The 13919-nt window shown below is 69.5% G+C and carries 9 protein-coding genes and 1 riboswitch; of the genes, 4 read left to right on the top strand and 5 right to left on the bottom strand.

The features are described 5' to 3' along the window. Nucleotides 1–53 precede the first annotated feature (53 nt). Nucleotides 54–470: a hypothetical protein gene (locus tag JI739_RS13285; protein WP_201684395.1), complete on the top strand. Its 417-nt coding sequence runs from the start codon at nt 54–56 to the stop codon at nt 468–470. 224 nt (nt 471–694) lie between these two features. Here JI739_RS13285 and JI739_RS13280 read toward each other — a convergent pair whose 3' ends face one another. From JI739_RS13280 to JI739_RS13270, 3 genes are all read right to left on the bottom strand, one after another. After that, nucleotides 695–2545 carry a phosphoenolpyruvate carboxykinase (GTP) gene (locus JI739_RS13280; protein WP_201684394.1) on the bottom strand — a complete coding sequence of 617 codons (1851 nt, stop codon included), beginning with the start codon at nt 2543–2545 and terminating at the stop codon, nt 695–697. A 341-nt stretch (nt 2546–2886) separates the two neighbouring features. After that, complete coding sequence (locus JI739_RS13275) at nt 2887–3066, bottom strand: hypothetical protein (protein ID WP_201684393.1); 180 nt, start codon at nt 3064–3066, stop codon at nt 2887–2889. A gap of 74 nt (nt 3067–3140) precedes the next feature. Next, nucleotides 3141–4343: a threonine ammonia-lyase gene (locus tag JI739_RS13270; protein ID WP_201684392.1), complete on the bottom strand. Its 1203-nt coding sequence runs from the start codon at nt 4341–4343 to the stop codon at nt 3141–3143. A 114-nt stretch (nt 4344–4457) separates the two neighbouring features. Here JI739_RS13270 and JI739_RS13265 point away from each other — a divergent pair, with 114 nt between their 5' ends. Together JI739_RS13265 and JI739_RS13260 are read left to right on the top strand one after the other, a co-directional pair. After that, nucleotides 4458–6752, top strand: coding sequence for an ATP-binding protein (locus tag JI739_RS13265; protein WP_201684391.1), 2295 nt, complete (start codon nt 4458–4460; stop codon nt 6750–6752). A gap of 22 nt (nt 6753–6774) precedes the next feature. Beyond that, nucleotides 6775–7035, top strand: coding sequence for a DUF3297 family protein (locus tag JI739_RS13260; protein WP_201684390.1), 261 nt, complete (start codon nt 6775–6777; stop codon nt 7033–7035). 24 nt (nt 7036–7059) lie between these two features. Here JI739_RS13260 and recQ read toward each other — a convergent pair whose 3' ends face one another. Beyond that, nucleotides 7060–8922 carry a DNA helicase RecQ gene (gene recQ / locus JI739_RS13255; RefSeq protein WP_236589551.1) on the bottom strand — a complete coding sequence of 621 codons (1863 nt, stop codon included), beginning with the start codon at nt 8920–8922 and terminating at the stop codon, nt 7060–7062. Nucleotides 8923–8979: 57 nt separating this feature from the next. On the opposite strand from recQ, the gene JI739_RS13250 reads away from it, so the two are divergent. Next, nucleotides 8980–10026 (top strand): homocysteine S-methyltransferase family protein, encoded by a 1047-nt coding sequence (locus tag JI739_RS13250; RefSeq protein WP_201684389.1) that lies wholly within the window; start codon nt 8980–8982, stop codon nt 10024–10026. Nucleotides 10027–10040: 14 nt separating this feature from the next. On the opposite strand, the gene JI739_RS13245 is transcribed toward JI739_RS13250, so the two are convergent. Continuing rightward, a complete protein-coding gene (locus JI739_RS13245) occupies nt 10041–13715 on the bottom strand; it encodes a response regulator (RefSeq protein WP_201684388.1) in 3675 nt (1224 codons plus the stop codon). Nucleotides 13716–13804: 89 nt separating this feature from the next. Continuing rightward, nucleotides 13805–13888: riboswitch (S-adenosyl-L-homocysteine riboswitch) on the top strand. Nucleotides 13889–13919 lie beyond the last annotated feature (31 nt).

Genomic DNA, 13919 nt, shown 5'->3' with positions numbered 1-13919 from the left:
CCCGTCCATGCGCACCGGCACCCGCCGTTGGCGCTTCAAGAGAGGAAAGCCACATGTCGAGTTTTGTACAAGTCGATTACCCCGCCGAGCACCCCGGCCTCGTCCGCCTCGGTAACGCCTACACCTTCTTCAACCGCGCCTGGCGCGGCGCCGCGCACGGCAGCCTGGCGCTCACGGCCATGGTCGCCGCTGCCCTGGTCCTGGCGAATCATGTCGTGGACACCTGGACCGACGGTCACCTGCTGGCGGCCTGGATCCTGATGTGGCTGATCGCCTTCGGTGCGCTGGCGCTGTTCGCGGCCCCGACCAAGCGGGCCCGTCGCGCTGCCAGCTCGGCCGTTGCGCGTTGGCGCGCCGAGCAGGCGCAAGCTCAGGAAGACCGCCAGACGCTGGAGCTGGCGATGACCGACGCCCGCGTGATGGCCGACATCAGCCGCGCCATGGACGCCCAGGCTCGCGTCGGCCACTGAGCAAGCGGCCATGGTGATTGCATGGCTGGCTCTGCCAGGGTGGTTGCTGCGTGGGTTGTTGCGCCGTCTGCCGCGCCCCCTGCTGGCGCGGCTGGACGCCTGGTCGCATCGCAAGGCCCAGCAGCGCGCCGCTCGCCGCAAGCGAACGAGCGCCGCGCGCTGAGTGCAAGAGAAGAAAAAGCCACCTTGAAGGTGGCTTTTTCGTTGGCTTCCTGGCGATGCGATCAGGCCGCCAGGCGCTCCTCGATCCGGGCCTTGGTGGCCGTCAACTCGGATGGCAGGTGGTAGGCCAGCTGCTCGAACAGTTCGGTGTGCAGCGCCAGTTCAGCTTGCCAGGCGGCCTTGTCGATGTCGGTGACCGTCTTGAACTGCTCACGGCTGAAGTCCAGGCCCGTCCAGTTCAACTCCTCGTAGGCCGGGCTGACGCCGAATACGTGGTCGTTGCCCTGCGCCTTGCCTTCGATGCGGTCGATCATCCACTTGAGCACGCGCATGTTCTCGCCATAGCCGGGCCAGACGAACTTGCCGTCGGCGCCCTTGCGGAACCAGTTGGTCGTGTAGATGCGCGGCAGGCGAGCGCCGCTGGCCTGCAGCTTCTTGCCGAGGTTCAGCCAATGCTGGAAGTAGTCGGACATGTTGTAGCCGGCGAAGGGCAGCATGGCGAAGGGATCGCGCCGCACCACACCCTGCTGGCCGAAGGCCGCGGCCGTGGTTTCGGACCCCATGGTGGCCGCCATGTAGACCCCTTCGACCCAGTCGCGCGCCTCGGTCACCAGCGGCACGGTGGTGGAGCGGCGGCCGCCGAAGATGAAGGCGTCGATCGGCACGCCGCGCGGGTCGTCCCAGGCCTCGTCCAGCGCCGGGTTGTTGGTCGCAGCGACCGTGAAGCGGGCATTGGGATGGGCCGCCTTGGCGCCGGTTTCCTTGGCGATGGCCGGGGTCCAGTCCTTGCCTTGCCAGTCGAGCGCATGCGCCGGAGCCGGGCCCATGCCCTCCCACCACACGTCGCCGTCGTCGGTGAGCGCCACGTTGGTGAAGATCACGTCACGGCCGAGGCTGGCCATGCAGTTCGGGTTGGTCTCGAAGTTGGTGCCCGGGGCCACGCCGAAGTAGCCCGCCTCGGGGTTGATGGCATACAGGCGCCCGTCCGAACCCGGCTTGATCCAGGCGATGTCGTCGCCGACGGTCGTGACCTTCCAACCGTCGAAGCCCTTGGGCGGGATCAGCATGGCGAAGTTGGTCTTGCCGCAGGCGCTGGGGAAGGCGGCCGCCACGTGGTACTTGCGGCCTTCGGGGCTGGTCACGCCCAGGATGAGCATGTGCTCGGCCAGCCAGCCCTCGTCACGGCCCATGGACGAGGCGAGGCGCAGCGCAAGGCACTTCTTTCCGAGCAGGGCGTTGCCGCCATAACCGGAGCCATACGACCAGATCTCGCGCGTTTCGGGGTAATGGACGATGTACTTGGTCTTGTTGCAAGGCCAGGACACATCCTGCTCGCCGGGCTGCAGCGGTGCGCCGACCGTGTGCACGCAGGGCACGAATTCACCGTCGACGCCCAGCACTTCGTGGACGGCCTTGCCCATGCGCGTCATGAGGCGCATGTTCACCGCGACGTAGGGGCTGTCGGAGAGTTCGACGCCGATGTGCGCGATGCGCGAGCCCAGCGGTCCCATGGAGAACGGCACCACGTACATCGTGCGCCCGCGCATGCAACCGTCGAACAGCGGCTGCAGCTTGCTGCGCATTTCGTGGGGGTCGACCCAGTTGTTGGTCGGGCCCGCGTCTTCCTTCGTGCGCGAGCAGACGAAGGTGCGGTCTTCGACGCGGGCGACATCGCTCGGATCGGACCAGGCGAGATAGGAGTTGGGGCGCTTGGCCGGATCCAGCCGCTTGAGGGTGCCGGCGTCCACCAGTTGCTGGCACAGGCGGTCGTATTCGGCCTGGCTGCCATCGCACCAATGGATGGCATCGGGCTTGCACAGGGCGACCATGTCAGCGACCCAGGCGATCAACTTGGCGTTGCGCACCCAGGACGGGGTGTTGAGGCCCAGCCCCTGCATGACGGGAGAGTTCATTCCAAAGCTCCTGAAGTGAAAACCGGATTTCCAAAAGGAGCGTGCTCCCGGCGAAGAAGCGGCACCTTTTGGGGATCAGGCTCGGTTCAGTCGGCGGGCGGGGCTATCTACGGTGGCGTCGGACAGGCAGGTGACGCTCCGCGGGTCGGCTGGGGCCTCGATTTTAGGTAGGCGGCCACTCGGCAGGACTGCGTGCAAAAGCAATTCCATGCAAAACCTGCATGAGGTTATGCATGCCACCTCAGGGCTGAGCGCACAAGAAAAAAGCCCGCGCCTGCCGGGGAGCAGGGCGCGGGCTGTGCCACGGATGAGCCGTGGGCCGGGCGGGGCAGACCCCCGGGTCAGGCCAGGTAGATGGCGATCCAGGCCAGCAGGAACATCAGCACGCCGCCGACGATCGGCAGCACGATGGGCACCGCGTGGATCACGCCTTCGACGGCGTCGTGCGGCTCGTGCGTCTCAGCGGCAGCGGGGCTGTGGCCATGGCTCTCGTGGCTGTGGCGGGGTGCAGGCTCGGACATGGTTGTTCCTCGTTGTCGGATCGGCGGACGGACAAAACCGGCGATTTTAATGGGCGCGACCGGGCCGCCCGGCCTTAGAGCTGCTGGGCCTGGAAGCCATCCTGGTGCAGGGCCTGCAGCACCGCGTCGATGTGCGCGCGGTTGCGGGTCTGGATGACCAGCTCGATCTCGACGTTCTGCGCCGCGAGCATGGTGAAGGCCCGCTGGTGATGCACTTCGGTGATGTTGGCGCCGGCGCTCGCGACGGTGGCCGTGATGCGTGCGAGCGATCCGGGAACGTCCCGGGCGCTCACCCTGACGCGGGCCAGCCGGCCGGCCCGCACCATGCCGCGCTCGATGATGGCTGCCAGCAGCAAGGGATCGATGTTGCCGCCGCACAGCACCAACCCCACCTTGCGGCCCCGAAAGCGTTCCGGATGCTTGAGCAGCGCCGCCAGCCCGGCCGCGCCGGCGCCTTCCACCAGCGTCTTCTCGATCTCCAGCAGCATGACGATCGCCTGCTCGATGTCACCTTCGTCCACCAGCTCGATGTCGTCCACCCAACGCTCGACCAGGCGTCGTGTGCGCTCGCCAGGCGTGCCCACCGCGATGCCTTCGGCGATCGAGCTCTGGCCGACCGGCAGGTGGGTGTGCTTGACCGCGTTGTACATGGTGGGAAAGCGCAGCGCCTGGACGCCGATCACCTCGATCGTTGGGCTCAGCGCCTTCAGGGCCGCCGCCATGCCGCCGATCAGGCCGCCGCCGCCCACCGACACCACCACGGTCTGCAGGTCCGGCACCGCCTGGAACATCTCCAGGGCCACGGTCCCCTGGCCGGCGATGACCGCGTCGTCGTCGTAGGGATGCACGAAGGCCAGCCCCTGGTCCTGCGCCAGGCCCAGCGCATGCGCGCGGGCCTCGTCCAGCGTGTCGCCGTGCAGCACGACCTCGGCACCGAAGCCGCGGGTGCGCTCCACCTTCACCCCCGGGGTGAAGCGCGGCATGACGATGACGGCGCGAAAGCCCAGCCGTTGCGCGTGGTAGGCCACGCCCTGCGCGTGATTGCCGGCGCTCATGGCGATCACCCCGGCCGGCGGGTCCGGCGCCTCGGCGAGCGTGGCCAGCTTGTTGCAGGCCCCGCGTTCCTTGAACGACGCGGTGAACTGCAGGTTCTCGAACTTCAGCCAGATCTGGCAGCCGGTCAGTTCGGACAGCGTGCGCGACTCCACGCAAGGGGTGTCCAGGATGTGGCCGCGCAGGCGTTCGGCCGCGCGGCGGATGTCGGCCAGCTCGATCATGGGCTGCGATTCTGCGCCTCACCCCACCAGCGCGGCGGGTTCCCCGGCGCCGCGCAATCCATGTAGCATGGCCCGCACCGTCGCCAGCGGCGTTGGTTGCCGGAGGCATCCCACATGGTCAAGCGTTCTGAGGTGCAGGTCCTACCCTCGCCGGGGCTGAAAGACGCCCCGGTGCTGGACATGATGTGCTCGCATTTCGTGCTGACCCTGGCCGCCAAGCAGGGTGGCAAGTTCAACGTGCGGCGCGACCTGAACGGGCTGCTGTCGCTCGCTGGCCGCCACATCGCCTGGCCGGTCTCCACGCTGGCCCGGCTGCGCGAGTTCCTGGCCCGCCGCTGCAAGGACAACGAGTTCTGGCGCGACCACGAACGGCTCTCCGCGCGCGAGTTCCTCGAGCGTCACGGCATCTGGCGCGGCCCGTACGAAGAGGGCACCCTCTTCTTCTATCTGGACGAGTACGCCAAGGACCAGCCGAAGGATCTGCTGTCCGTGCTCAGCGTCACCTGCGACTGGCTCACGCACGCGCTCAAGAAGCAAAGCACGCTGGTCGAAAAGAACATCGACGCGCTGTCCGGGCTGCTCCAGCTGAACCGGGCCGAGCGCGCGCTGCTGCTCTACGGCACGCTGGCACGCTACCAGCGTGACCTGCGCAGCATCCTGGTGGAGTTCAAGGTCAACAACGCACCCGAGGCATACGCCGCCATCGCCGAGATCGCCGGCGTGCCGCCCAACGACGTGGGCGAGGCCTTGCGGGCCGGCTCGCGCCTGGAGCGCATCGGCCTGGTGGAGAACCTGATCTCCGAGCACAACATCACCGACTTGGCCGACCTGATGAAGGTCAGCGAGAAGCTGCCGCCGGTGCTGATGCGCGAATACCGCGACCAGGCCGAGCTGATGGCGGTGTTCACCCGCCCTTCCAGCAAGAGCTCGCTGGGCCTGCACGATTTCGCCTTCGTGCAGGACGATGCCCAGGTGCTCTGTGCGCTGCTGCGCGCGGCCGTGGCGCGCAAGGAGCCGGGGGTGAATGTGCTGCTGTACGGCCCGCCGGGCACCGGCAAGACCGAGCTGGCCAAGGTGGCGGCGCAGGCCGCCGGCCTGGAGTTGTTCGAGGTGGAGTACGCCGACCGGGACGGCAACTCGCTATCCGGCCGGGATCGCTACCGGTCGCTGCAGATCGCGCAGGTGTTCCTCAAGGGCAGCGCGCAGGCAGCGTTGCTGTTCGACGAAGTCGAAGACGTGTTCCCGCCGATCAGCTCGGAGGCCGCGCAGCTGATGGCGCGGGCCGAGCAGGTGGTGGCGCCGTCCAACCACAGCGTCAGCGGCAAGGCCTGGGTCAACCAGATCCTGGAGACCAATGCGGTGCCCACCATCTGGGTCACCAACCGGATCGAGCAGATCGACCCGGCGTTCCGGCGGCGATTCGCCTATCACCTCGAGTTGAAATCGCCTCCGCCCGGTGCACGTGAGCAGCTGGTGCGCAAGACCCTGGAAGGCGTGGCGGTGTCCGACGAGTTCGTGGCCAAGCTCACCGAGCGCAAGGGCCTGACCCCGGCGCAGATCCGCACCGCCGTTCGCTTTGCCGGGCTGGCGCACACCGAGGCGGCGGGCGTCGAAACGTTGATCGAACGCCAGCTGCGCAACGCCGACCAGGCCCTGGGCCTGCGCGCCTCGGGCGCCGGCGAGCGCCGCAGCGTGACGCACTACGACCTGGACATGCTCCACGTCGAGACTCGCTTCGAGGTGCCGCGCATCGTGTCGGCCCTGAAGGCGAGCGGCCATGGCTCGCTGTGCTTTTACGGCGCGCCGGGTACGGGCAAGACCGCGCTGGCCGAGTACATCGCGCAGCACCTGCAGCGACCGCTGATGATCCGGCAGGCCAGCGACCTCATGAGCAAGTTCGTCGGCGAGACCGAGCAGAACATGGCGGCCATGTTCCGCGAAGCCGAGGCCGAGAAAGGCGTGCTGCTGCTCGACGAGGCGGACAGCTTCCTGCAGGACCGGCGCGGGGCCCAGCGCACCTACGAGGTGACCGAGGTCAACGAGATGCTGCAAGGCATGGAGCGGTTCTCGGGCGTGTTCATCTGCACCACCAACCTGCTCGACCGCCTGGACCAGGCAGCGCTGCGGCGCTTCACCTTCAAGATCAAGTTCAAGCCGCTGACGGCGCCGCAGCGCGAGCGGATGTTCGTCACCGAGGCACTCGCGGGCGATTCTGGGCGCCTCACGCCTGAAATGACGGCGCGGCTCGCCAACCTGGAGCAGCTGTGCCCGGGTGATTTCGCCGCGGTCAAGCGCCAGATCGTGATCCTCGCGGCCGACTTCAGCCCCGAGGAGTTTCTCGAGCAGCTCGAAGCCGAGCACCGCATCAAGCCCGAGGTCCGCGAGGCCCGCCCGATCGGGTTCCGCTAGTCGTCTCGTGGACAATCTCGCGATGACCGAACCGACGCCGACCACCCGTCCCGAGCTTCCCGACCACCTCAGCGCCAACCCTCGCAGCCCGCACCATGTGGCCGCCGTGTTCGAGCACGACATCGGCATCCGCTTCAACGGCAAGGAGCGCCACGACGTCGAGGAATACTGCGTGAGCGAAGGCTGGATCAAGGTGCCCGCCGGCAAGACACTCGACCGGCGCGGCCAGCCGCTGCTGATCAAGCTCAAGGGCCAGGTCGAGCCGTTCTACCGGGAGGCCTGAGCCCCCTCGGCGGGTGGCCCCGGCTCAGCGCGCCGTCGCCACCACCCGCAACACCTCGTCCCCATACGCCTCGAGCTTCTTCGTCCCCAGCCCGCTGATGCCGCGCAGGTCGTCGAGGCTGCGCGGGTCTTGCGCCGCGATGGCCGCCAGCGTGGCGTCGTGGAAGATCACATAGGCCGGCAGGTTGTGCGCGCGGGCCACCTCGCCGCGCCAGGCCTTGAGCGCTTCGAAGCGTTCACGCCCGCCGAGCGTGAGCCCGGCCTGCACGCTGTCGGCCCGCGCCCGCGCATCGCCCGAGCGGCGGCGCGGCACGGCCTGCGCGATGGCCTGGCGCAGTTGCACCGGCACCTCGCCGCGCAGCACCGCGCGTGAGCCGTCGGTCAGGCGCAGGGTGTTGAAGGCCTCGGCGTCCACCGCCACCGCACCGATCGCGATCAGTTGCCGCAGCAGCCCGCGCAGTTGCGCCTCGGTGAATTCGGCGCCGATCCCGAACGTGCTCAGGCGCTCGTGACCGAATTGCCTGACCTTGTCGGTCGGCTTGCCGCGCAGGATGTCCATGACGTGCCCGGCGCCGAAAGACAAGCCGCTCATCTGCTGGACCCGGTACAGGGTGGACAGGAGCTTGCGGGCAGCGTCGGTGCCGTCCCAGACCTGGGGTGGCGACAAGCAGTTGTCGCAGTTGCCGCAGGGCCGACTGGCCTCGCCGAAGTAGGCCAGCAGGCGCACGCGGCGGCAGTCGGTGGCTTCGGCCAGCGCCAGCAGCGCGTCGAGCTTGCCGCGCAGGGCCTGCTTGAAGGCTTCGCCCGCCGGGCTCTCGTCGATCATGCGGCGCTGGTTCACCACGTCCTGCAGCCCGTAGGCCATCCACGCGTCGGCGGGCAGGCCGTCGCGCCCGGCGCGTCCGGTCTCCTGGTAGTAGCCCTCGATGTTCTTGGGCATGTCCAAATGGGCGACGAAGCGCACGTCGGGCTTGTCGATGCCCATGCCGAAGGCGATGGTGGCGACCATCACCAGGCCTTCCTCGCGCAGGAAGCGGTCCTGGTGCTGCTGGCGGATGCCGGCGTCCAGCCCCGCGTGATAGGGCAGCGCGGCGATGCCTTCGTGCACCAGCGCCTGCGCCACCTCTTCGACCCGCTTGCGCGACTGGCAGTACACCACCCCGGCCTCGCCCGCGTGCTCGGTGCGGATGAAGCGCAGCAGCTGCTGGGTGGGGTTGGTCTTTTCGACGATCGTGTAGGCGATGTTGGGGCGGTCGAAGCTGCTGACGAACCGGCGTGCCTCCTGCAGCTGCAGCCGCTCCAGGATGTCCTGGCGGGTCAGGTCGTCCGCGGTCGCCGTCAGGGCGATGCGCGGCACCGACGGATAGCGCTCGTGCAGGACCGCCAGCGCGCGGTACTCGGGGCGGAAGTCGTGTCCCCACTGGCTCACGCAGTGCGCCTCGTCGATCGCGAACAGGGCCAGCAGGCCGCGCTCGCACAAGGAATCGAGCTGCGCCAGGAAGCGCGGCGTGGTCACCCGCTCGGGTGCCGCGTACAGCAGGGTCAGCTCGCCGCGCAGCATGCGCTTCTCGACCTCCGCGGCCTCGCTGGCGTTCAGCGTCGAGTTGAGGAACGCGGCCTCGACCCCGGCTTCGTGCAGCGCGCCGACCTGGTCGTGCATGAGGGCGATCAGCGGCGACACCACCACGGTCACGCCCTGGCCGCCGCGATGGCGGACGATGGCGGGGATCTGGTAGCACAGCGACTTGCCGCCGCCAGTGGGCATGAGCACCAGGGCGTCGCCGCCGGCGGTCACGTGCTCGACGATATCGGCCTGCGGGCCCCGGAACTGCTCATAGCCGAAGACCTCGCGCAGGACGGAAACAGGGGTCGGATGGGGAGGGCGCAAGATGCCAGCGATTGTCCACGCAAGCGGCCCCCACCCCCGGCTTCCTACAATCGCCCGATGCAACTTCCCGCCTACACCCGCGGCCAGGCCCTGCCGCAGCTGCTGTCCGAACGCATCGTGGTGATCGATGGCGCCATGGGGACCATGATCCAGCGCTTGCGGCTGTCCGAAGCCCAGGTGCGGGGCGAGCGGTTCCGGGAGCACGGCAAGGACGTGCGCAACAACGGCGAGCTGCTGAGCCTCACGCGCCCCGACGTCATCCGCGACATCCACCAGGCCTTCCTGGCGGCCGGCGCCGACATCATCGAGACCAACACCTTCGGCGCCACCTCCATCGCCCAGGACGACTACGCACTGGGCCCGCTGGCGCGCGAGCTCAACCTGGCATCGGCGCGCATCGCACGCGAGGCGGCCGACCGCTTTTCGGCGCCCGGCAAGCCCCGCTTCGTGGCCGGCGCCCTCGGCCCGACGCCGCGCACCGCCTCGATCAGCCCGGACGTGAACGACCCCGGCGCCCGCAACGTCGATTTCGAGCAGCTGCGCGCGGCCTACTTCGAGCAGGTGCAGGCGCTGGTCGAAGGCGGCGTCGACCTGCTGCTGGTCGAGACCATCTTCGACACGCTCAATGCCAAGGCCGCCCTGTTCGCGATCGACGAGTATCTCGAGCAGTCCGGCGAACGCCTGCCGCTGGTGATCAGCGGCACCGTGACCGACGCCTCCGGTCGCATCCTCAGTGGCCAGACCGTCCAGGCGTTCTGGTACAGCGTGCGCCACGCGCAGCCGCTGGCGGTGGGCCTGAACTGCGCGCTGGGCGCGGCCCTGATGCGGCCGTACATCCAGGAGCTGTCGCGCGTGGCCGAGGACACCTACATCAGCTGCTATCCCAACGCCGGACTGCCCAACCCCATGAGCGAAACCGGCTTCGACGAGACGCCCGAGGTCACCGCCCGGCTGCTGCGGGAGTTCGCCGCCGAGGGCCTGATCAACCTGGTGGGCGGCTGCTGCGGCACCACGCCGGACCACATCACCGCCATTCGTGACGCGATGGCGCCGCTGCCGGGGCGGGCCCTGCGAAACGGGCTGCCCCAGCCCGAGGCCGGCTGAACGCCTGACGCGCTTCAGCCGGGCTGCGTCGCGCGGACCGTGCCGAGCGCCGCAAGCGCCTGCTCGATGGCCTCGGCCACCGCGCGCAAGGCCTCGTCCGCGTCCCCGCTTCGCGTCAGGTCCTGCGACAGCAGCTTCTCGGCCCGTGCTGCCGCCGCCGCCAGCTGGTCGGCGCCCATGGTCGCGGCCGATCCCTTGAGCGTGTGCAGCAGCCGTGTCGCCTCTGCCTGGGGCACGCTGTGCAGCAGCGTGGGCAGCCGAGCGGCGATGCCGGCCAGGCTCTCGGCGAAGCTGGGCACCAGGCGCGCGTACAGGGCATCGTCTCCGCCCAGGCGACCCACGGCGCCCAGGCGGTCCAGCACGCTGACCCGATCGTCGGCTCCGACCGCCACGCCGTCGGCGGCCGCGACCGGCGCCGCCACGCCTGCGGACGGTCGCACGTGGCGCAGCAGCGTGTCGACCAGCTCGTGGATGTCGAAGGGCTTGCCCACGTGGTCGTTCATGCCCGCTGCCAGGCATTCGAGCCGGTCGCTCTCCATCGCGTTGGCAGTCATGGCGATGATCGGCAGGCGCCAGTTGCCCAGCTGCTCGCGTACGGCCCGCGTCGCGGCATGGCCGTCCATCTCGGGCATCAGCACGTCCATCAGCACGGCGTCGAAGGCCTCGGCCTGGTCGCGGATCAACGCCAGGCCCTCGCGTCCGTCCGAGGCCACGGTGACCCACGCACCCTGGCGCGCCAGCAGCTCACTGGCCACTTGCTGGTTGGTGGGGTTGTCCTCGACCAGCAGCAGGCGCAGCCCGGCGAGCGGCCGTTCCGGCGCGCCGGGCGGCGGCGGCGCCGCGGCCGGCGGCCCCGGTGGCGCCAGGGCATCGCGCAGCATGCTGGCCGTCACCGGCTTGACCAGAAACCCGTCCAGCAGCGCCTGTTCCTCCGGTGGGCGCTGGTCCAGCATCTCGCGACCGTTGGCCGTCACCATGATGATCAGCGGCGCCCGGGCAGCCGCCGGAAGCCGGCGAATGCGTTGGCTGGCCTGCCATCCATCCAGGTCGGGCATGCGCCAGTCGATGAAGACCGCGTCGTAGGGCTCCTCCAGGCCGGCGTGGGCGATGTGCTCGAGCGCCTCGTGGGCATCCGCCGCGAGATCGCAGCGCCAACCCAGGCTGGCGGCCATGACGCCCAGGCTTTCGCGCGCCTCGGGGTTGTCGTCGACGATCAGGACGCGGCGCTCGCCCCAGGTGACGGGCGGCGCCTCGGCCGCCGCCACGGGCAGCACCAGCTCGAACCAGAAGCGGCTGCCCTGGCCCGGCTCGCTGTCGAGCCGCAGTTCGCTGCCCATGAGGCCGAGGAGCTTCTTGCAGATGCCCAAGCCCAGGCCGCTGCCCCCGAACTCGCGCGCCGTGGACTCGTTGGCCTGGTCGAATTCGTTGAAGATGCGCTCGCGCTCCTGCGGCGCGATGCCGATGCCGGTGTCGCGGACCGCCACCTCGACACGCACCAGGTCATCGCAGCGCTCCACCAGCCGAAGGCTCAGCACCACCTCGCCCTTTTCGGTGAACTTGATCGCGTTGCCGCCCAGGTTGATCAGCACCTGCCGCAGCCGCAGGTCATCGGCCACCCAGCGTGGCGGCAGCAGCGGATCGACCTCGAACAGCAGCTCCAGCTCCTTGGTGCCCACACTGCCGGCGTAGATCACGGACAGGTCGCGCAGCAACTCGTCCACCGAGAACGGGCGCGGCGCCAGGCTCATCTTGCCGGCCTCGATCTTGGCCAGGTCGAGGATGTCGTTGAGCAGCGTGAGCAGGGAGCGGGCCGCGCGGTTGGCCTTGTCCGCATACTCGCTCTGGCGGCTGTCCATCGGCGTGGTGCGCAGCAGCGCCAGCATGCCCAGCACGGCGTTGAGCGGGGTGCGGATCTCGTGGCTCATGCTGGAGAGGAAGCGGCTCTTGGCCTGGCTCGCCTGCAGCGCCAGGTCGCGGGCCCGGCGCAGCTCGGTCACGTCCAGGGCCAGCTCGAAGAAGCCGCGCACCTGGCCCTCGTCGACGTCGGGGATGTAGTGCAGCTGCCAGGCGCTGAACCGCCCCGACGCATCGCGCGTGGCGACCTCGTCGTACTGCGCCTGCCCTTGCAGCACCCGCTCGACCAGCGGCAGCAGCCGCTCGTAGTGGACCGCGCCGAAGATGTCGGCCGACAGCTCCTGCCCCTGCAGTTCCTCGGGCGTGCGGCCGAAGGCGTCGCAGAACCGCCGGTTGACGAAACGGCAGCGCCGTTCGTGGTCCCAGTAGGACACGCGCGCCGGGAGGTTGTCGGCGATCACGCGCATCAGGTGCTCGCTCTCGCGCAGCCGCAACTCGGCGAGCTTGCGCCGGGTGATGTCGGAGGCGATGCAGATGAAGCCGTTGATCTGCCCGTCGCTGTCGCGCGTGGGCTGCAGCTCGGTGTCGGTCCAGAAGCGCACGCCCTCCCGCATCTGGTTGCGCAGCTCGAGCCGGCGCGATTCGCGCTGCGCGATGGCCGCGGCCAGGATGCGGCGGGAGTGCGCGTCGGCCCCGGCCACTTCCGGCAGGTCCACCGCCAGCCGGCCGATGCACTCGTCGGCGTCCAGCCCGGTGAGCCGCTCGAAGCCGGCATTGGCCCAGGTGACCCGGCCGTCCAGGTCCAGCCCATAGACGGCGCTGGAGGTGCGCTCGACGGCGCGGGCCATCCGCTGGAGATCGGCGGTCATTTCGGCCGCCATGCGTCCGGCGCGATCGCGCGCCGACATCAGCAGGTAGGCGGCCAAGGCCAGCAAGGCACTGAGCAGCGCGCCGGCCACCCCGATCACCCAGGGCAAGGCCAAGCCTGGCGCCAGGTGCAACTCGGGGGTGCTCGTCACCTTCAGGGTCAGCCGCCGGTCGACGACCATGAGCGGCTGTTCCATGGAAAAGCGGCTGCGCGGCTGGCCCTGTTCCACCCGCCCACCCGGCCGGCTGTCGAACAGCAGCTGTCCGGGCTGATCACCGGGACCATCGAAAAGTCGCAGGTGCAGCCCGGCACCGGTCGCCCGGGCCAGGCCGCCCAGGACGTCCCCGATGTCCAGGTCCACGAAAAACAGGCGCGCCACCGGATCCTGTCCGATGATGGGAATCAGCAGCATCCAGCCCGTCCCGTCCGCGCCGGCGGGGCGCACCGGACCGCTGAGGGTCAACAGCCCGGTCCGCATGGCCTGCTGGAGCGCCTGCTGGCGCGGCGCATCGGAATCCAGCTGCCAGCTGGGGGCGCGGGCCGCGCCGGCCTCGAAGTAATGGGTGACCCGCAACCGCGGCGGCGTCGACGGATCGCCGGTGGCCTCGATGATCCCGTAGCTGCGTACGCCGGGGAAATAAGGATCGAGCCCCCGCAGGCGCATGTAGTCGACGAACTCCTGGCCGGTCATGTCCTCCGCGAGCTGGAAAGCGGCACGCGTTTCCACCAGGATCTGCTCGGCCGTCGAGACGCGCCGGTCGAGCCCCATGCGGAAGCGATCGACCTGGGCATCGAAACGCGCCTGGGTCTCGGCACGAAGGGCCGAGACGGCGCTCAGGACACCGCCCGCCGTCAGGGCCAGCCCGCCGACCAGCAGCCAGACGCTGACCAAGCCGCTGCGCGCGGCGCGTGGGGGCGCCGCCGGCACGGCGTCGGGCGCTCGCAGAAGGCTGGACAGAAGGTTCATGTCGGGGAGCTATTGTCTCCAGCTGCTCAGTTTGCCCCAGCCGGGCTGCGGCACGCGAGGGCGGCGCAAACCGGCCAGTAGAATTCGGGTTCCTCAAGGAGCGTTGCAGCGCCGGCCCCACACACAGCCAGCGTCAGGCTTGAGGGCAGCATCCGCAACGGCGCTCACCTCGCATCATTCCGGGCACCGCACCCGGCTTTCAGG

The sequence above is a fragment of the Ramlibacter aurantiacus genome (assembly GCF_016722895.1).
In the GTDB taxonomy this organism is placed as follows: domain Bacteria; phylum Pseudomonadota; class Gammaproteobacteria; order Burkholderiales; family Burkholderiaceae_C; genus Ramlibacter; species Ramlibacter aurantiacus.
The sequence above is the reverse complement of the archived record's forward strand: the minus strand, read 5'-3'. Positions and strand labels throughout refer to the sequence as shown.

Bases quoted from the DNA above. Each gene is read 5' to 3' on its own strand.
- JI739_RS13285 (WP_201684395.1), top strand. From the start codon at position 54: ATGTCGAGTTTTGTACAAGTCGATTACCCCGCCGAGCACCCCGGCCTC.
- JI739_RS13280 (WP_201684394.1), bottom strand. From the start codon at position 2,545: ATGAACTCTCCCGTCATGCAGGGGCTGGGCCTCAACACCCCGTCCTGG.
- JI739_RS13275 (WP_201684393.1), bottom strand. From the start codon at position 3,066: ATGTCCGAGCCTGCACCCCGCCACAGCCACGAGAGCCATGGCCACAGC.
- JI739_RS13270 (WP_201684392.1), bottom strand. From the start codon at position 4,343: ATGATCGAGCTGGCCGACATCCGCCGCGCGGCCGAACGCCTGCGCGGC.
- JI739_RS13265 (WP_201684391.1), top strand. From the start codon at position 4,458: ATGGTCAAGCGTTCTGAGGTGCAGGTCCTACCCTCGCCGGGGCTGAAA.
- JI739_RS13260 (WP_201684390.1), top strand. From the start codon at position 6,775: ATGACCGAACCGACGCCGACCACCCGTCCCGAGCTTCCCGACCACCTC.
- JI739_RS13250 (WP_201684389.1), top strand. From the start codon at position 8,980: ATGCAACTTCCCGCCTACACCCGCGGCCAGGCCCTGCCGCAGCTGCTG.
- JI739_RS13245 (WP_201684388.1), bottom strand. From the start codon at position 13,715: ATGAACCTTCTGTCCAGCCTTCTGCGAGCGCCCGACGCCGTGCCGGCG.